Annotated in this window: 18 protein-coding genes and 2 tRNA genes; 9 read left to right on the forward strand and 11 right to left on the reverse strand. The window is 62.1% G+C overall.

Annotated features, from left to right (window positions below):
• Window positions 1–27 precede the first annotated feature (27 nt).
• On the forward strand, window positions 28–990 hold the full coding sequence (locus BMY38_RS02100) for a DMT family transporter (protein WP_139204633.1): 963 nt from the start codon (window positions 28–30) through the stop codon (window positions 988–990).
• Here the strand turns inward: BMY38_RS02100 and mtaB are convergent.
• Complete coding sequence (gene mtaB, locus BMY38_RS02105; RefSeq protein ID WP_245737473.1) at window positions 938–2,200, reverse strand: tRNA (N(6)-L-threonylcarbamoyladenosine(37)-C(2))-methylthiotransferase MtaB; 1,263 nt, start codon at window positions 2,198–2,200, stop codon at window positions 938–940. The two genes, BMY38_RS02100 and mtaB, sit on opposite strands and share 53 nt — an antisense overlap.
• A complete protein-coding gene (dapF, locus tag BMY38_RS02110; protein ID WP_092759323.1) occupies window positions 2,193–3,002 on the reverse strand; it encodes a diaminopimelate epimerase in 810 nt (269 codons plus the stop codon). Before dapF ends, mtaB begins: the two co-directional genes overlap by 8 nt.
• An 85-nt stretch (window positions 3,003–3,087) precedes the next feature.
• Between dapF and BMY38_RS02115 the strand changes: the two genes are divergently transcribed.
• Window positions 3,088–3,163, forward strand: a tRNA-Lys gene (locus BMY38_RS02115).
• 2 nt (window positions 3,164–3,165) lie between these two features.
• Here the strand turns inward: BMY38_RS02115 and BMY38_RS02120 are convergent.
• From BMY38_RS02120 to BMY38_RS02135, 4 genes are all read right to left on the reverse strand, one after another.
• Entirely contained in the window at window positions 3,166–3,810 is a 645-nt protein-coding gene (locus tag BMY38_RS02120; RefSeq protein WP_092761085.1) for a CDP-alcohol phosphatidyltransferase family protein, read from the reverse strand.
• An 84-nt stretch (window positions 3,811–3,894) separates the two neighbouring features.
• Window positions 3,895–4,830 (reverse strand): phosphatidate cytidylyltransferase, encoded by a 936-nt coding sequence (locus BMY38_RS02125; RefSeq protein WP_092759325.1) that lies wholly within the window; start codon window positions 4,828–4,830, stop codon window positions 3,895–3,897.
• Window positions 4,827–5,480 carry a lysophospholipid acyltransferase family protein gene (locus BMY38_RS02130; RefSeq protein ID WP_092759327.1) on the reverse strand — a complete coding sequence of 218 codons (654 nt, stop codon included), beginning with the start codon at window positions 5,478–5,480 and terminating at the stop codon, window positions 4,827–4,829. Before BMY38_RS02130 ends, BMY38_RS02125 begins: the two co-directional genes overlap by 4 nt.
• 27 nt (window positions 5,481–5,507) lie before the next feature.
• Window positions 5,508–6,107 carry a lytic transglycosylase domain-containing protein gene (locus BMY38_RS02135; RefSeq protein ID WP_092759329.1) on the reverse strand — a complete coding sequence of 200 codons (600 nt, stop codon included), beginning with the start codon at window positions 6,105–6,107 and terminating at the stop codon, window positions 5,508–5,510.
• A 120-nt stretch (window positions 6,108–6,227) separates the two neighbouring features.
• On the opposite strand from BMY38_RS02135, the gene BMY38_RS02140 reads away from it, so the two are divergent.
• Together BMY38_RS02140 and BMY38_RS02145 are read left to right on the forward strand one after the other, a co-directional pair.
• Complete coding sequence (locus BMY38_RS02140; protein WP_175495738.1) at window positions 6,228–7,085, forward strand: lysophospholipid acyltransferase family protein; 858 nt, start codon at window positions 6,228–6,230, stop codon at window positions 7,083–7,085.
• A gap of 20 nt (window positions 7,086–7,105) precedes the next feature.
• Window positions 7,106–8,506, forward strand: a complete 1,401-nt coding sequence (locus BMY38_RS02145) for an L-serine ammonia-lyase (protein ID WP_092759334.1) — start codon at window positions 7,106–7,108, stop codon at window positions 8,504–8,506.
• A gap of 16 nt (window positions 8,507–8,522) precedes the next feature.
• Here BMY38_RS02145 and BMY38_RS02150 read toward each other — a convergent pair whose 3' ends face one another.
• From BMY38_RS02150 to BMY38_RS02160, 3 genes are all read right to left on the reverse strand, one after another.
• Window positions 8,523–10,118: a class I SAM-dependent methyltransferase gene (locus tag BMY38_RS02150; RefSeq protein WP_175495739.1), complete on the reverse strand. Its 1,596-nt coding sequence runs from the start codon at window positions 10,116–10,118 to the stop codon at window positions 8,523–8,525.
• Between the two features lie 11 nt (window positions 10,119–10,129).
• On the reverse strand, window positions 10,130–11,269 hold the full coding sequence (locus tag BMY38_RS02155) for a GSCFA domain-containing protein (RefSeq protein WP_092759338.1): 1,140 nt from the start codon (window positions 11,267–11,269) through the stop codon (window positions 10,130–10,132).
• Window positions 11,270–11,496: 227 nt separating this feature from the next.
• Window positions 11,497–12,531: a LacI family DNA-binding transcriptional regulator gene (locus tag BMY38_RS02160; RefSeq protein ID WP_092761087.1), complete on the reverse strand. Its 1,035-nt coding sequence runs from the start codon at window positions 12,529–12,531 to the stop codon at window positions 11,497–11,499.
• 89 nt (window positions 12,532–12,620) lie between these two features.
• On the opposite strand from BMY38_RS02160, the gene BMY38_RS02165 reads away from it, so the two are divergent.
• The 3 genes from BMY38_RS02165 (at window position 12,621) to BMY38_RS02175 (ending at window position 14,813) form a co-directional block, all read left to right on the forward strand.
• Window positions 12,621–12,697 (forward strand) — tRNA-Arg (locus tag BMY38_RS02165).
• A 439-nt stretch (window positions 12,698–13,136) separates the two neighbouring features.
• Window positions 13,137–14,432 carry a sulfite oxidase gene (locus BMY38_RS02170; protein WP_092759340.1) on the forward strand — a complete coding sequence of 432 codons (1,296 nt, stop codon included), beginning with the start codon at window positions 13,137–13,139 and terminating at the stop codon, window positions 14,430–14,432.
• A 57-nt stretch (window positions 14,433–14,489) separates the two neighbouring features.
• Window positions 14,490–14,813, forward strand: coding sequence for an aldehyde dehydrogenase (locus BMY38_RS02175; protein ID WP_175495740.1), 324 nt, complete (start codon window positions 14,490–14,492; stop codon window positions 14,811–14,813).
• Between the two features lie 7 nt (window positions 14,814–14,820).
• Here the strand turns inward: BMY38_RS02175 and BMY38_RS02180 are convergent, their stop codons facing one another.
• Both BMY38_RS02180 and BMY38_RS02185 read right to left on the reverse strand, forming a co-directional pair.
• Window positions 14,821–15,537 (reverse strand): anti-sigma factor, encoded by a 717-nt coding sequence (locus tag BMY38_RS02180; RefSeq protein WP_092759342.1) that lies wholly within the window; start codon window positions 15,535–15,537, stop codon window positions 14,821–14,823.
• Entirely contained in the window at window positions 15,534–16,019 is a 486-nt protein-coding gene (locus BMY38_RS02185; RefSeq protein ID WP_245737474.1) for an RNA polymerase sigma factor, read from the reverse strand. The genes BMY38_RS02180 and BMY38_RS02185 overlap by 4 nt, the downstream gene beginning before the upstream one ends.
• A gap of 328 nt (window positions 16,020–16,347) precedes the next feature.
• Between BMY38_RS02185 and BMY38_RS02190 the strand changes: the two genes are divergently transcribed.
• Window positions 16,348–16,614, forward strand: coding sequence for a spike base protein, RCAP_Rcc01079 family (locus BMY38_RS02190; protein ID WP_092759346.1), 267 nt, complete (start codon window positions 16,348–16,350; stop codon window positions 16,612–16,614).
• Entirely contained in the window at window positions 16,611–17,981 is a 1,371-nt protein-coding gene (locus BMY38_RS02195) for a GDSL-type esterase/lipase family protein (RefSeq protein ID WP_092759348.1), read from the forward strand. The genes BMY38_RS02190 and BMY38_RS02195 overlap by 4 nt, the downstream gene beginning before the upstream one ends.
• Window positions 17,982–18,223 lie beyond the last annotated feature (242 nt).

Here is an 18,223-nt window from a genome sequence, read left to right on the forward strand (position 1 = left end):
CGGGTTTCCATCTATGCGGGTGCCGTCATGGTTGCCGCGCCGGATCGCCGCGCGCAAGGTGCGGCAATGGTCGCCACTCCCGTTTCCACCGCTGCATCGCATAGCCTGCGATCCGCCATATCCCTGCGCCTTATGGCGGCGGGGTTCGCCACGGGTCTGGGGTTTTGCGTCCATGGCGCAGCGGCCTATGCCGCCACCGGCCAGATCGTGTTCCTGCGCGCCACACTGTCGATCCCGGTATTGCTGCTCTGGGCCGCTCTGACCTCAAGACCCGCCGATTGGCGACCCAAGGCACCCGGCAAGCACGTGATCCGGGGGGTGATGGGCGGGCTTTCGATGATCCTGAATTTCTACGCCCTGGGGCAATTGCCGGTGACTCATGCGCAGGCGCTGTCATATCTCGCCCCGGTGCTGTCGATCCCGGCTGCGGTGATCTTGCTGGGCGAGCGGTTGTCGACCCGCACGGTTCTGGCCGTGGCATTCGGCTTCGCGGGGATGATCGCGATGCTCTACACCTCTGTCTCGCGTCCGGGCTGGGGCTGGGCCGAGCTGTCGGGCATGATCGCGGGCATAACGTCGGCAGGTGTGATGGCGGTGGTGCGCGTCCACATCAAGGCGATGACGGCGACCGAGACGACGATCTCGATCGCGCTATCTTTCGCCGTCGTCACCAGCGCCATAGGCGTGGTCGCGGTGATGGTGACGGGATGGGTGCCGATGACCCCGATCCTGTGGGCCTGGATGGGTGGGGCGGGAGTGTTGGGCGCTGCGACGCATATCTCTGCTACGGCATCGGTCGCGAGGGCGCCGGTCTCGACGCTGGCCCCGTTCGATTATGCCGGGTTGGTCTTTGCCGTGATCCTGGATTTCGCGATCTTCTCGCGTTTGCCGGGGGCATGGGGCTGGGTCGGAATCGGACTGATCGCGATCGCCGGACTTATGACGGCGATGACGGGACGGCCCGTAGGCAGCGGTCTGCGCGCCCGGTGATCTGCGACTGGACGATCGCACCCTCGGGTTGATCGCTATCGAAGGTGACTTCGGCGAACTGCGCCGTGCGGCCCATGCGAGGGGTTTCCATCAGCACATTGTGGTGCCGCCCGATCTGAGCGGTCAGATGGCGTTCCACCGCCGCATCGCCCGCCGCTCGCAGCCGCGCAGCGCGCTGTTTGATCAGTCGACCGTCGACCGCAGGCATCCTGGCCGCCGGGGTGCCTGTGCGGGCCGAATACGGGAAGACGTGCAGCCACGTCAGGTCGCAGTCCTCGACCAGCCGCAGGGAGTCGGCGAAATGCGCCTCGGTCTCGGTCGGGAATCCGGCGATGATATCCGCGCCGAAGGTCATATCGGGGCGCAGTTTGCGGGCCTGCTCGACAAAGGCGATGGCGTCACCGCGCAGGTGCCGCCGCTTCATCCGTTTCAGAATCAGATCGGCACCATGCTGCAGCGACAGGTGCAGATGCGGCATCAGGCGTTCTTCGTCGGCGATGCAACGCATCAGGGCGTCATCCACCTCGATACTGTCGATGCTGCTGATCCGCAGGCGTGGCACAGTCGTCAGCTTGAGGATGCGCGCCACCAGATCGCCCAGTCGCGGCGCGCCCGGCAGATCCGCGCCCCAGGATGTGAGGTCCACACCGGTCAGCACGATCTCGTTGAAACCCCGGTCCACCAGCCGCGTGATCTGTTCGACCACGACGCCCGCGGGCACAGACCGCGAATTGCCGCGACCATAGGGGATGATGCAGAAGGTGCAGCGGTGGTCGCAGCCGTTCTGAACCTGCACATAGGCGCGGCTGCGCGTGCCGAACCCGTCAATCAGATGGCCTGCTGTTTCGGTCACGGACATGATATCGTCGACCTGTACCGGCTCGGTGTTACCGGTCGCCAGACCCGCCCATGTCGCAGCCTGCATCTTTTCGGTGTTGCCGATCACGGTGTCGACCTCGGGCATGGCCGCAAAGCTGTCGGGGTCGGTCTGGGCCGCGCATCCGGTGACGACGATCCGCGCTTCGGGGTTTTCACGGCGCAGGCGGCGGATGTCCTGTCGGCCTTTGCGGACCGCTTCGGCGGTGACGGCGCAGGTGTTGACGATCACCGCGTTGGAGAGGCCCGCCGTAGTAGCCAGATCTCGCATCGCCTCGACCTCATAGGCGTTCAGGCGGCAGCCGTGGTTTGACAGGATCGGTGCTTCAGCCATGCCAGACACCATCGAAGACATGCGCCGTCGGCCCGGTCATCCAGACGCCATCGTCGCGCCAGTCGATCAGCAGTGTGCCGCCATCCAGGTCGATGCGAACCGTTCGTCCGGTCAGCCCGCGCCGCGCCGCGGCCACGGCCACTGCGCAGGACGACGAGCCGCTGGCCAGCGTGACGCCGACGCCCCTTTCCCAGACCCGCATCCGCAGATGGTCAGGACCGATCAGATGGGCGACCTGCACGTTGGTGCGTTCGGGAAAGAGCGGGTGATGTTCGTTGGTGCGTCCGAGGGCAGGCAGATCGACCGCAGTGGCATCGTCCACGAAAAAGGTGCAATGTGGGTTGCCCATTCCGGTGGCCACCGGATCGCCGTCGATCGGCAGGTGCAGGGTGTCGACATCCCTCGCCAATGGAACGTCCCGCCAGTCGAGCAGCGGCGCGCCCATATTGACCGACACGCCGTCCCCGCTGCGACGGGCATGCAGGATATCGCGTTCGGTCCGCAGGGTCAGGGCGTCGACGCCACGCCGCGCCATTTCCCAGGCCGCAACGCAGCGGGTCGCATTGCCGCAGGCACCGGCAGTGCTTCCGTCCGAATTGTAGAAGGTCAGCGCGACATCGGCATTGGTCCCGTCCTCGATCAGGGCAAGCTGGTCGAAGCCCACGCCGAAGTGCCGGTCACCCATGGCGATGGCCGTCGCGGCATCGACCGTGACGCCCGCGCGCCCGTCCACCACGACGAAGTCGTTGCCCAGCCCGTGCATCTTCATGAACGGCAGGCCATCTGTGCCAGAAGTCACCATCAGCGGGCAGATACGCCCGACAGGCCAGTTTTGAAAGACCCCCCGCTTGACGGCATCAATCGGCGGCGATAGGTCCGCCCCCGGAGAGCCGATAGCTCAGTTGGTAGAGCAACTGACTTTTAATCAGTAGGTCCAGGGTTCGAGCCCCTGTCGGCTCACCATTTTATCCTGATTTCGCCAGACGTTCGTGAATGCGCATTCCGCGTCGCGCGACCGTGGCGACACAACACAACACGATGACCCAAAGCGCAAATGCCAGAACCGTTCCGGGCGCGATCCACGGTGACAGCACGATGCCGAGCGCCGCAGCCAGCGTGATCGCCGCCATGCGGTGCTGTTTGGCCATCGGACCACTGTAATCAGCGTCCTGCCCCAGCGATCCCCCGAAGGCGCGCAGATACGCCACAAGAATAGCCAGTGCGGTTGCGGCCCAACCCAGCGATGGCTCGCCCGCACCGAGGCCGACACCGACCAGGATCGCGATATCGGCCACGCGATCCGGCACCTCGTTCCAGAATGCACCGGTTGGGCCGCCGCGCCCGGCCTCGAGCGCCAGCATGCCGTCGAACAGGTTGCACAGAAGGCGAAGCTGAACGAACAGCCCCGCCACTAGCAGAACCGCGACCTGGCCCCATCCGTCCGTCCACGCCACGGCGGCGAACCACAGCCCTGCCAGAAGCGCGGCCATGACGCTGAACGCCGAAACCTGATTGGGTGTGATCGGCGTTTTCGCAAGCGCGCGTGTGATACCTTGTGCCCAGCCGGTGTTGCGGCTGGTCAGGGGGCGGCGGTTCTTCGTCTCGGTCATCTTTTCATTTTCATCGGCTGCGGCCCCGGTTGATGTACGGCAGTCCATGGTGGCAAAGGCCCATGCCATGTGCAGCGCTGTCGCTCACGTCCACCAATACCGTGTCAAATGAAAGAAGATCGGCGCGGAAAACACCACCGAATCGAGGCGGTCGATGAAGCCGCCGTGCCCTTCGATCGTGTGACCCCAATCCTTGACGCCCCGGTCGCGCTTGATGGCCGACATGACCAGTCCGCCGCAAAATCCCATGATCGCGATGGTGAAAGCCATCAGCCCGGCCTGCAACGGCGTGAACGGCGTGATCCAATAGAGCATCAGGCCGATCGCCGTCGCCGACAGGACGCCGCCGAAAAAGCCCTCGACTGTCTTGCCCGGTGACAGGCGGGGGGCGATCTTGCGGCGCCCCAGCAGCTTGCCCCAGACGTATTGCAACACGTCCGACATCTGCACGACTACGATCAGGAAGGCGATGAGCAACACGCCGCGCCCTTCGTAGCCGGGGATTTCCAGCGTCAGCAGGGCAGGCACATGGCTGACCGCGAAAACCGCGATCATCAGCCCCCATTGAATTTCCGCGACCCGGATCAGGAAGTTATCGGTCTCGCCCCGCAAAGCGCTGATGATCGGACCGAGAAGAAAGGCATAGACAGGAATATAGATCGAATAAATACCGTATTCCCCTGCCCAGACCAGCCAATACTGCAGAGGTATTACTACGAAGAAACTGATGGCCAGCGTCCAGTGATCGGCACGCCGCGCATTGGTCAACGTCACGAATTCGCGCAGGGCGGCGAAACTGCAGAGCGCAAACAGGATCACCACGCCGGTCCGGCCGGCAAGGAACGCGACCGCGATCAGGATGGCCATGACCCACCAGGCCCGGATACGCGCGACAAGGTTTTCGACACCTTCGTTCTGTCCCTCCGGGGACAGGCGACGTTGCAGCACATATCCGACGGCGCTGGCGACGATCAGCAGGCCGCCGACCCAAAGTAAAAGCGTAATCAGGTCGGGGATCATGACGCGTCCTCCGACAAGGCCAGCAAGGCATCGCGGCTGCGGGTCAGGAAGGCATCCTTCGATTCGTGGGGTTTCAGGCGAACCGGCGCGCCGAAACGGACGCGGCACAGCAGAGGGATCGGCACGACCTCCCCTTTGGGCATGACGCGATTCAGGTTCTCGATCCAGACCGGGACCAGATCAACCTCCGGTCGAGCCGTGGCCAGATGGAACAGCCCGGTTTTGAAGGGCAGCAATTTCTCTGCGGTCAGGTTGCGCGTGCCTTCGGGAAACAGGATCAGAGAGCTACCCCCATCAAGCGCCTCCGACATCTGTTCGACAGGTGCTTCGCGGGGGCCTGCGCCGATCCGGTCGATCAGCAGGGCGTTGAACACATGCTGCCCGACGAACCGTTTGATGGGCGTCGACAGCCAGTAATCGGCTCCTGCTACTGGCCTCACGCGATCACGCAGACGCGGTGGCAGTACCGCCCAGATCAGGACGAAATCGCCATTGCTGGCGTGATTAGCGTAATAGACGCGCGTCCCCGGCAAAGGTTCAACCCCCCGCCAATCGGCACGGACGGCGGTGACGAGGCGGGCAAAAACCTCGATCCCGCCAGCGACGGCGCTGGCGGAGATACGGGTCAGAATGGACGGTTTCGCCGGCATGACGCCGACCCTAGCGACCAGCTCCGGTCAGGAACAGGTCTCGGCCCCGACGAGTCCCGCAAAGCCTGTCGCCGTTCGGCATTCGGGCTCCGGGGCCTTGGCCAGAATGCGCCCCTGTGCATCAATCGGTGGCATTTCGGTCATGCCTGCGTCGTAGCGTTGCCAAAGTTCTCCGCGCAGCCCGGTCTCGCGCAACAGACCCCGGCGCTTGGCTTCGAAATAGTAGCCCTTTGCATACCACATCATCGCCTCGTATTCGCTGCCATCGCTGACCATCCATGCACCGCGCAGATAGCGGATCGAGTATTTCAGGCCGGTGTCCGCATCCAGAAGCTGCGATGGCTTGCCGACCATGCCCATGTTGCGCGCGGTCGCAGGCAGGATCTGCATCATACCGTAATACGGGCCGTTGCGGGCGCGGGCGCGATAGTCGCTTTCCCGCTGCACGACCTTGTGGATCAGGCTGGCGGGCATATCGTAATAATCCGCCCACTTCTCGATAAGAGACCGCACCGCGGGCGTTTCGCCGGGATAGAGCGCAGGTTGTGGTGCAACAGCGACTTCCGGTTCGGGCGTGGAAGCACAGGCGGCAAGGACAAACAGCAGCGGAATAAGCAGACGGAACATTGGCTAGCCTCGTGGTTTTCCGCGCAATACCCCATCGTTTTCCCGGATTGGAGTCCCGGAACGGACCATCGGCAAACCTCCGCGCTTGAAACACGGGCCGCCATGCGTCAACCCGGCACCATGAGAACGTTATCTTACTGGGCGCAGGGCGCGATGCTGCGGCTTCTGTTGCTGTTGGTCGCGCCACTGTCGCTGGATCGGCGGCGGAAGGTGCTGGGCTTCGTGACGGAATGGCTGGTCCGCCTGACGCCTCTGCATCGGCGTGCCGACCGCAACCTTGCATTGGTCTGGCCGGATCGTCCGGCGGAAGACCGGACTGCCATCGTACACGCCGCCGCGCGTAATGCCGGTCGCAGTCTGACCGGTATCTGGTTCAACGCGGATTTCGCCCGCGAGGTGGCAAACCTGCGTCCCGAAGGTCCGGGCCTCGACGTGCTGCGAACCGCACGGGCCGAGGGGCGCGGCGCGATCATCGTGTCCGGCCATTTCGGTCAATGGGAGGCCATCCGCCATGTTATGAAGCGCGAGGGGCTGGAGGCCGGGGCGATTTATCGGCCCAACAACAACCCCTATTACGAGCCGATTTTCCGCGCCGGCATCGACCTTGGTGGACAACCGATCATTCCCAAGGGGCGCAACGGGTATCGGCAGATGATCAAGCATATCCGGTCCGGCGGCTTTATGGCGCTCCTGCCGGATCAGCATATCGGCGACGGCGCGCCCCTGCCGTTTCTGGATCATGACGCCAAGACGTCGCTGGCGGCGGCGGAACTGGCCTTGCGCTATGACCTGCCTCTTGTGCCGGCCTTCGCGCCCGAAGTGGACGGTCAGTTGCACGTCATCTTCGAAGATCCGATCCCCCATACCGATGCCGAGACGATGATGCAGATGTTCAATGACAGGCTGTCGTCGTGGGTGACACGCCATCCGTCGCAATGGCACTGGCTGCATCGGCGATGGAAGATTAAGCGAAGCTGATCCCCGAAAGGCGACCTGTCATGTTCCTGAGCATCTTCGATATCTTCAAACCCGGCATCGGCCCCTCCTCATCGCATACGATGGGACCGATGGTCGCCGCCGCGCGCTTTCTTTCGGCCCTGCGTGGTGGCGCCGAACCCGAGCCGGGGGCAGGACAACCGGCACATCTGACCGCGACACTGCATGGCTCGCTGGCCTGGACGGGCAAGGGTCACGCAACCGATCGCGCTGTCATGTTGGGTCTTCTGGGGTTCGAGCCTGCGACTGTCGACATGGACGCCGCCGAGACGGCACTGGCCGAATTGCGAAGCACTGGCGAAGTGACGCCCGCTGACCTGCCGGCGATGCGCTTCGATCCCGAAGCCGACGTCATCTTCGACTGGGGCCCGCCCCTGCCCGGCCATGCGAACGGCATCGTCCTGCGGGCCTTCGATGTCGCCGGAAACCTGCGGATGGAGGAGACGTATTATTCCGTCGGCGGCGGCTTCGTCGTGACTGAGCGTGAACTGTCCGATCCACCCGATCTGCATGCCGCCAAGGCCGAGGCCGGGTATCCCCATCCCTTCGGGTCGGCAGCCGAGATGCTGGCGATGGCGGCCAGGTCCGGGCTGACCATCGCGCAGATGAAATGGCAAAACGAATGCACGATTACACCGGAGCGGGATCTGGGCGCCAGGGTCGATGCCATATGGACTGCGATGAACGGCTGCATAGACCGGGGATTGCGGCAGGACGGCATCTTGCCCGGCGGGCTGTCGGTCAAGCGTCGGGCTAAGGCGATCCATGCGCAATTGCAGGACGAAGCGGGCAAGAACCTGGCCCATCCGCATGTCGTCAATGACTGGCTGTCGGTCTATGCCATGGCCGTCAACGAAGAAAATGCGGCGGGTGGCAAGGTCGTCACCTCGCCCACCAACGGCGCGGCGGGCGTCGTGCCCGCGACGATCCGATATTACCGCGATCACTGCGTCGGCGCGACCGACGACGGCATCCGGACCTTCCTGCTGACCGCTGCCGCGATCGGCGGTCTTATCAAACACAACGCTTCGATTTCCGGGGCGGAGGTCGGCTGTCAGGGTGAAGTCGGCTCGGCCTCGGCAATGGCGGCGGCGGGGCTGTGTGCAGCACTTGGAGGCACCAGCATGCAGATCGAGAATGCCGCAGAAATCGCGCTGGAACATCATCTGGGCATGACCTGCGATCCGGCGGGCGGCCTGGTGCAGGTGCCCTGCATCGAACGCAACGGTTTGGGTGCGATCAAGGCGGTTTCTGCGGCCTCGCTGTCGCTGCGCGGTGACGGCACGCATTTCATGCCGCTGGACAATTGCATCGAGGCGATGCGCCAGACCGGGCGCGATATGTCCGAGAAATATAAGGAAACCAGTCAGGGTGGTTTGGCCGTGAACCTGCCCGAGTGCTGATGACACCCGGTCCGGTCTATGCGTCCGTGGCTTCGGCCCTGGGCTTTTTCGAGGCCGCCTCGCGCGCCTTCATTTCATCCCAGAGGGCGCGATAGCGCGGCTCTTTCATCAACTCCGCGAATTGATCCCGGTGCCACTGGACCCCTTTCTTGTGCAACTGTCGGATTTTACGGTCAGATCGAAGGTCGGCCAGCATCTGCGCGAAACCCGGCGCACCTGATATCAGCGATTTGTCGCGCCCGCCGATCAGATTCCACTTGTCCCAATATTCGAGACCAAGATCTTCGTTGATATGGTTCGCCCGGCCCCGGTTCTTCTTGAGAATATAGCTCTCCATCGACCGCAAAGGATAATGATGCATGTAGGCCGCGTCCTGGCAGCCGTCCCATTTCATTGTCCAGGTCTTGCCCTTGTTCATCCGACCCGAGATGTCCTCGCCGGTAGGTGACTTCCAGACAATCCTATCCTGCCAGTCGTCTTTCACACGGGGGCGGTGCAAACCGAAATGATACATCGCCTCGGGCTTGCGAAACATGGTCTTCACATCGCGCATCTTGCGACCGCCGCGCTTTGGCACAGGCTCGCAGATGTGGAACTGGGCAGTCAGCGGCTTGTCCTTGAAGGCCTCCACTCCTCCATTGGCGAAGATCTTCCACGGGAAGCTGACCACATCCGTTTCAGGCCCTAACACGCGCATCAGACCCTGAATCGTGCCGTCCGTACATCGGATATTGATGAACTCGTCAACGTCCGCGATCAGTATCCAGCTGGCCTTGTGGCGCAGCACGTGATCGCGCGCCCATTTCAATGCCGACTTGTGCGGGCCGCGCTGCAGCACGGTATTGACCTGATGTGTCAGCACACCGCCGGCCGCGCCCGTCTCCTCCAATCGGTCTAGAATCGGATCAGTGGTGTCGTCGCAATCGTTGGTGAAGATCAGGAAATCGGTGAATCCGATGGCGCGGTGATGCGCGATCCATTCGAGAACGTAGGGTGACTCGTTCTTCATGGTCGAAATGATCAAAAACCGCTCGTCCGTCGGCCTGGCGCGCAGGATTACGGTTTCGGGCAAGGTCAGGGACCAGAACTGTCCGGCCTGCTGCACCTCCGCGTCATCCAGACGGGCGGCAATGTCGCCGACCGCTTCACGCACAGGGCGTCCCATTTCGGCGCCCCAATGCCAACCTCCCCCCGCGATCACACCGCCGGGTCGCACTATGCGAACGGCCTGCTCCAGATCGGCAAGGATCATATCATATTGCTTGTTTCCATCCAGCCAGATCCAGTCGAGCGTGGCATCCCGCATCGCGCACAGCGCCTCGACAGAGGTCTGCCGCAGGATTGTAGCGTCGGGGAAGGCGGTCGTGACGGCGGCGTATTGCGCATCCCGTTCCGCTTGCGGGGCAGTATAGGCGAAGGGGCGCGCGTCCTGTCCTTCGTCCTCTCTCCACGGGTCGATCAGCGTGAGCGTGCGGGGCGCAGCGATTTCGACCAGCGCACGCGCCGTTCGGCCCAGATGAGTTCCGACCTCTGCCCCGCGCGCGCCTTTGGGAAGGCTTTCGATCGCGGTTAGGGCATTGTCGCGGACGGGGGTTTCATCAATCTCGGACACGTCGGATGCGTTCACGCAGACAGCAACGCTTCAAGACGGTCCAGCTGTGCGCGGACCGCCTCCTCCGCCTCGGGATGCCGGGCAACCTTGCGCTTGCCCATGATCCGTTTGAGCGCCCTGAGATTGTCATCGCGCACGACGGCCTCCAACCGGTCGGAAATCAATCCGGCGGACGAGAGCGCGGCAATCCAGTGTTTCAGCATTTCCTCATCGGTGGGTTGCTTGTCGCACCAGACCTGTTCGAACAGCATCATGATGAAGTCCAGAACCGCCTTGGGCAGATGCCGCCGGTCCTGTTTGAACGGCGAATGGAAGACGTCGGTGATGATCTCGTAGCTGGGCCAGTAGTGTAGATAGCCGTCGTCGCCCAATTCACGCATCAATTCGTCCAGGGCAACGCGCAGCACCGCCTTGCTGACCGAATTGGCGGAAATGCAGGATACCGGTCGGAACGTCGCGATCAGCGGCACCGGCGACAGCGTGGTGATTATCTTTGCGTCGGGACGGTGCTTGCGGATCAGATCATAGATCGCGCGGATATTGTCCTTGTTTTCCTCGACCGTCGTGACGCGGAACTTGTGGCGCGCGGGATCGTAGGCCTCCTGCGGTATGGACCGCCAGAAGACGCCGCCCGTCACCTCGTCATACCAGACTTCCGACAGGCCGAAGGTCAGGATGAAAAGGTCGGTCTTGGAGAAGATGTCGAGGGTCTGTTTGCGGATCTCCTCGTCGTATCCATAGCTTTCGGCCTCGTAACCATGCCACAGCGCCTCCTCGAATTTCTTGCCCTCGAAGGCCCATTCGAACTGCTGACGGATGACGAAGCTGTTCACCATGCCTTCGCCGCATTTCACGACATAGGCGTTCGACCCTTCGTCGCGCGTCAGGATGTCGTAATTCCGCGATGCCAGCCAGTTCGAGATATTGGCCGCAAAACAAGATCCGAATGCAGTGATCTTGGTGTCCGGTTTGACGATCCGCTCCGATGGCTCCCACCCCTGGGTGACCCAGCTCAGGGCTGAGTCTGCCTCGGCCATCTTTTCGAAGTCGGGATTGAAGTTGGTATGTTCGCCCCGAAACCAGGTTCTGAACACACCCTCTCTTCGGGTGTGCTGGAAGTTGAATGTATTGGCTTCGATTTGCATGTTCATGGGTCAGACGTCCTTCGGCTTGCATGGTGCCCGCGTCACCGGTTGAGAGCGCGGATACCATCGGTCTCGGTCTTGCGGATCAAACGGGATGGCCGGGCCCGCCATATTCGATCGCGCATTGATATTGTCGCTCGTGCTCTCGCGAAGTCATGGCGGCGTCATCAGTCGCTTGCCATCGAAATGAGGCGAAAATAGGCACATATCCGAAGATTGTTTCTATTTTCAGGTCAATCGATCCGGACCGGACGCAGGGTATCGCCGGGAATGAAGGTCGGAACGAGTTCGATGCGCCGATCCTCGCTGTCGAAGACGTGAGTTCCCGCGACGATGCGGGCGGCGACCTGCCCGGCCTCGCGACGTCGGCTGTCGACTGTGGCCAGTTTGCGCGGCAACCCATCCAGCAAAGTGAAGGCATTGAATCCGGCCAGCCCCAGCGTGTCGCCAACATCAAGCCCCATTTCCAGCGCATACAACAACCCGCCCGCACCAGTCAGGTCGTTGGTGTAAAACAGGAAATCCAGATCTGGCGTGCGCTCGAGCATGGCTTTGGTCATCTCTCGCCCCTTGGCGAAGCCGGACCAGCCGGAATAGGCCATATGGTCCGCGACGGTCACACCCGCTTCGGCCAGCGCACGCTCCAGCCCTTCAAGCCGCTTGCGGGCACGATGATCACCGTCGACCTTGGTGCCCAGGACACCGACCCGACGATAACCCCGCGCGACGATTTCCGTGCCGACCTGATAACCCGCGCGCCAGTGACTGATGCCCACCGCAGCATCCACAGGATCGCCGTCGACATCCATCACCTCGACCACGGGAACGCCGCAATTTGCCAGCATTGCGCGACTGGCATCGGTATGTTCCAGACCAGCGATGATGACGCCCGACGGACGCCATGACAGCATTTCGAAAAGGGTCTTTTCCTCTTTCGCAGGGTCGTAATTGGTGGTTCCGATCACCGGTTGGAGCGGCGTGTCGCCCAATATCTCGTCCACACCGGCCATCATTTCGGGAAACACCAGATTCGACAGGCTGGGAACGATCACCGCAACCAGATTGACCCGGTTCGACGCCAGCGCACCGGCAATCTTGTTGGGCACGTAGCCCAATTTCTTGGCCGCTTCGATCACCTTTGCGCGTGTCTTGTCGCTGACGTCGCCGCGGTTTCGGAGAACCCGGCTGACAGTCATCTCGCTGACACCGGACGCTTCGGAGACGTCGCGCAATGTAAGATGTTGGTGTCGGGTGTTTTTGCGGGTCACATCGGTCTCCGGGTACCGGGTCGACGGACGATAGCCCGTGCCGGGGGCGGTGGACAAGACGCGGCAGGCAGCGCTATCACGCGGACTTGGGTCCCGTAGCTCAACTGGATAGAGCAATCCCCTCCTAAGGGATAGGTTGCAGGTTCGACTCCTGCCGGGATCACCAACTGTAATTTCTGGTTCCAACTCACATCAGTCAGGTGCGTTTTGCCAGATATGTACATCGCATCCGACGTTCAAAATAACTCGGCAAGGCGCTGAGTCCGTAATTTGGCTGATATCCAGGATAAGATGCATCGAAATTCATCCGAAGCGGTTCAGGCACTGACGGTTCGATGATTTACAGGACCATATGATCGCTTTTGCACTGCAGATCGTTTTCGCGCCCTCTTCCGATCTGAGATGACATTACGAAGGTATGGGCAAGACTTGGGCCCGTTTGGATTTCCCAGTTTCCTCTGCGTGGAATGTGCCGGTGGGCCGGGGCGGTCCCGCAACAAGGATCAGTAAGATTTGTCCGGGGAATAAACCTCCGCCCTGGGACGTCTGTTACATGACGCTCGCAGCGGAGGCTTCGGGCGATAATCAGCCGTAGGGAGGACAATATGACACCCAAGGACACTGACGCCCCGCATGTAGGTGGCTTCTTCGCCGACGATCCGGAGGCAGCGGACCGCGCCTTCTTCGGGCGCGTGACGCACGGGGATCGCAGGGGATTTCTGAGAAAGGCTGGACTCGCGACCATGGGTGCGATGGTGGGTGGGGTAATCCCGTTCCATCGCAATATGCCCGCAGGACTGATCCCTGCCGCCCTGGCTCAGGAGAACGTCCTGATGGGCAAGGACGGGTTGACGCTTCTTAACGATCGTCCCGTGAATGCCGAGACGCCGCCCCACCTGCTCGACGATGCAATCACGCCCACAGCGCGACACTTCATCCGCAACAACGGCATCGTTCCGGATGATATGGACCCCGCCGCATGGACGCTGACGATCGACGGTTTCGTGGATACACCGATGGAACTGACGATCGCAGATCTGCGTGAGCGGTTCGAGGTTGTGACCATGGCCCTGACACTGGAATGCGGCGGAAACGGGCGAAGCGCCTTCGATCCGCCGGCGAGCGGCAATCAGTGGACATACGGCGCGGTCGGCTGTTCGGAATGGACGGGCGTGCGACTGCGCGACGTACTGGAGGCGGCGGGTGTACAGTCGAATGTCATCTATACCGCCCATTACGGAGCTGATTATCACCTGTCTGGAGACCCCGACAAGCAGCCGCTATCGCGCGGGGTTCCGATCGCCAAGGCGATGACCGACAACGTTCTGATAGCGTTCGAGATGAACGGCGGCCCCCTGCATCCGATGAACGGTGCACCGCTGCGTCTGGTTGTGCCGGGATGGCCCGCATCGACTGCGCAGAAATGGCTGACGCGAATCCAGCTGAGAGACCAGGTCCATGACGGCGCGAAGATGACCGGCACGTCCTACCGTGTCCCGAACCGCCCCATTGCCCCGGGCGAGGAGGTTGCGACGGAGGACTTCGTCATCATCGAGCGGATGCCGGTGAAGTCGCTTGTGACGTTCCCGGCCAACGGTGCAGAGATCGGCATGGAGACGGAAGTGCGCGGCCATGCGTGGTCCGGCGATCGGAGCGTGGATGCCGTCGAGGTCTCCATCGACTTCGGCGCGACCTGGCAGCCGACGGATCTGGACCCGGCTGTCAATGAAGGTGCCTGGCAGAACTGGCGAGCCGATATTTCCTTCCCGCAGGCCGGTTATTACGAAGTCTGGGCCCGGGCCACGGACAATACCGGCGAGATGCAGCCGCATGCGATCGACTGGAATCCCAAGGGCTATCTCAACAACACGATGCACCGCGTCGGAATTCGGGTCAGCTGAGCATCTGCAGCGGGGCGGCAAATGCGTCGCCCCACTGATAAGAATCTGGAGACATTAATGAAAATCAATATATTGTGGCCGATCCTGTTCGCCATGACGTTCACCCCTGCGGTGGTCGGCGCGGGCGAAGACCCGGAATTCGGGGCGCTGTTCATAGCCCCCGGCGTGGAAGAAACCTTCTACACCTGTACCGCTTGTCATTCCGAACGGATCGTCGCGCAGCAGGGCCTTAGCCGGGATAAATGGGTCGATATGCTCGACTGGATGGTCGAGGAGCAGGGCATGCAGGAAATCGAGGAGCCGGACTACACTGTCATCGTCGACTACCTCTCGGAGCATTACGGCGTCGACCGGCCGAATTTTCCTGCTCCGATGAACTGAGCACAACTCACCCGATGCAGGGGCCGGCCGCCTGGGCAGCGCTCCGGACGGCGGCTACCACGGAAGGGGCCGACATGCGCAGGGCGATCTGTCGCAGATACGTCCCTATGGCCTCGAATTTCCCGGCGTCCATGCCCGTGGCGACAACAAGGTGGTACGTACCGTCGGACGTGGACCATGCGGTCGCCTGTATGCCGTCTTGCGTCGGCAAGGCGCCCGCCTTGCGCATCCGGAAATAAGACAGGCGACACCCGTTCTGACCGACGTAGTATGCGGCGGCACCATCGGGCAGGTCCCGGACGGCGACAGTGGTCAGGTTCGCCGATTCAAGGTCGGGCCAGTCAGCAGCGATGCTTACCGCAACGGGCACGACGGCGGCTGGCCGAGCCTCGGTCATCGTCGCAAAGCCCGCATGCACCTCAAGCGGTGTAGGGGTCTGCGTTGGCCATTCCATCAGCAATGCCAGTCCCACAAGCCCTGCCGCGATCGCAGCCGTCAGCCCGGTTCGGACCGGCCACCGCCGCTCCGGGCCGGGCACCATGGGACGGTTGGCACCGGGGTGCAGCATGGCGAGAGAGGAAGAGAGAGAACGAATCTCCTCCAACGTGGCGACCAGCGTCGGCTCATGCTTCAGTCGGCCTTCGAAGGCACGAGCATCCCTCTCGGGAAGCTCCCGGTCATGATAGGCGCTCGCCAGCTCCCAATCGCTATCCTCGATGGTCATGTCTTCTGCGTCCTTGCTCTCGGCGTCTCCGCCGGGTCCTCGATCCTGGCCAGCAGCGCCCTGCGGGCCCGGCTGACCCTGCTCATGACGGTGCCATGCGGTACGTCAATAACCGTTGCCGCCTCCGCGTAACTCAAGCCCATCACATCGACGAGGAATACGATTTCCCGCATCGCCGGTGGGAGTCGTTCGAACGCCATTCGAACGAGCGTATCGCGTGCGACATCGACCCCGACGAGTCCATTCGATAGACGTTTCTCGGACGCAAAGTATTCCCTTCTGACTCGCCGTTTTCGCAATTCGTCATAATGAAGGTTCCTGATAACCCGGAACATCCATGGACGAAGCTGTGACATCTCGGCAGGGGCACTATTCGCCCTCAGGCTACGTTCGATGGCATCCTGAACAAGATCCTCCGCCTCCGCAGGATCGCCGCAAAGAGACCCGGCATATGCCTTCAATTCCGGCAGGAGGACATTCAAGGCATTAGTCACCTGAGACAGCTACCTCCCACTGGTTAAGGATTGAAAAGAAGATGCTCTAGGCGAACCCGAGCGTTGGACCGGCGTCAAGTCTCTCTGACCGACCCATTCCTGGGCTTTGCGACCGTCAGGCTGTCCATATCCGGTCCGGTGGCATTCAAATCGTGAGGCATCCAACGGCTGGTCACCGAGACACGATCATCTGCTGGCATTAAGGTTTCGTTTACTGCTCCTTCAGAGTGTCCCGATCGTAGCGCGCCCCATTCGCCCTCGGTTGCGCGCCGCCGTCCGGTCTTTCGGGCGCGGGGGCAGCTGACGAGGCATCCTCATGTACGATCCTTTCAAGAACCGCATTCCGGAAGCGACGGGCCCCGCTTCGGACATTCTTCCGGTCCTGCCTGCGGACGAGACCGACCTGCCGCAGGTCGCTGCGGCGCTTTACATAGAAACGGGCGGTGCCCTGTCCATCGTGACCGCATCGAACGAGATTCGCACAATTATCGTCGGCGACCTGTCGGTCCTGCCGGTGCGAGCCCGCCGCGTCCGCGCAACCGGCACGACCGCCACCGGCATCCATGCACTGTTCATCGCATGAGGTTCGATTTCGCAATTACTTCCACATCGGACGTGCTTCGGGGAAGAGTGCGGCGCGCAGGGCATTGGTCCCGCGCGCTGTTCACTGAGGGCGATACGGGTTTCACCTATGATCCGTCAGACGTCACTTCACTGTTTCAGGATGCCGCCGGAACCCTTCCAGTCGTGGCAGATGGCGACCCTGTTGGTCGCATGGTCGACCAGAGCGGCAAGGGCCACGACGCGTTGCAGACGATTGCCGAACGGCGGCCGCTGTGGCGGACCGATGGCATCAGGGGCTGGCTGGAGTTCGACGGTACGGATGACGAGATGACCGTGCCGCAGACTGCCTTGTCGCAGACCGCCACGAGCTTCGTCGGTATCGTGGCCCTGACGGCGAATGGCTATTACCCGATGATCCTGGGGGATCAATCGCTGTCGAGTGGGCTAAGCGCAGGGTTCGGCAATGGTAGCGGGCGCAAACCGCGCTTCGGCATCTCCGGACACAACCCGGTCACCCTGATTGCCGCGGACGCGCTGACACTCGGGCAGGTGACGTCCATGGCCTATGTCTGGGATGGGTCCAACCGCGTTCTCTTGCGGGATGGCAGGGAAGTCGGGCGCGACGTCCAGACCGCCACATGGGTAAAGGGCGATCAGCCGCTGCTATGCTATTCCGGGTCGAATGTCCTGAAGTCGTCGATCCTGTTTCACGGCGGTCTGGCCATCGATCGCGGTCTGTCCGGAGTTGAGCTGGCAAAAATCTCGGCCCGCTTAGGACAGGAATTACCCGCAGCGGGAACGGCATGGATCCTGGGCGACAGTTCCATCGCATCCTATGCGGGGCTTCCCTCGGTCCTCGGCCTTCTCGACGGCGCGCGAGCCATGCAGGATCTGGCGGCACCAGGACAGACCATTGCGCAACAGATGGCAGCCTGGACCTCGGCGAATGTAACGCAGGCGCTTGACGGTTTCGTCCTGATCCAGCTTGGATTGAACGACCTCGACCCGTCCGAGACAGCGAATTCCGCCATTGGCCGGCTTCAGATGCTGGTCGATACCGTACGTGCAGATATCGGGTCCGCTCCCGTGCTGATTGCCCAGATGACGCCTGCACGGCAGCGTCTTCTGGATATCTACGGGGCACAGGAACCGGCAGCTCAGGATAAGTGGCTGGCAATAAATGCCGCCATTGCGGGTCAGGGGACAACTCCCGTCACGGGAGTCGACGCCCGCATCACCACGCATGTCGCCGCGATGGACGACGGGACGGGCGCTTTGGCGGCGGATTTCGATACAGGCGATGGCATCCATCCGAACACGGCCGGTCGCCAGCTGATCGCGGATGCCTGGAGAGCGGGTTTGAATGGGTTGGATCTGTCGGTCTGACTGGAAATCACCGGGGCGGCCTGCATGGATCGTCCCGGTAAACCAACGGGGCCAAGCGGCCCGAGGTCAGTTCTCCAAATTAAACCAAATTTTAACTATTACGCGAGAACCATACGGCAGGTCCGAAATGCCCTTGGGCGGTGTGGAATACATTTATGAAATTGAAGATAAACCGTTTCGGAGGTCGTGCATATTCTTGTTGAATCTTGGATACTGCTTGATCGGGCGCGCTGTATGACTGC

The organism is Jannaschia helgolandensis (assembly GCF_900109285.1).
Lineage (GTDB): Bacteria > Pseudomonadota > Alphaproteobacteria > Rhodobacterales > Rhodobacteraceae > Jannaschia > Jannaschia helgolandensis.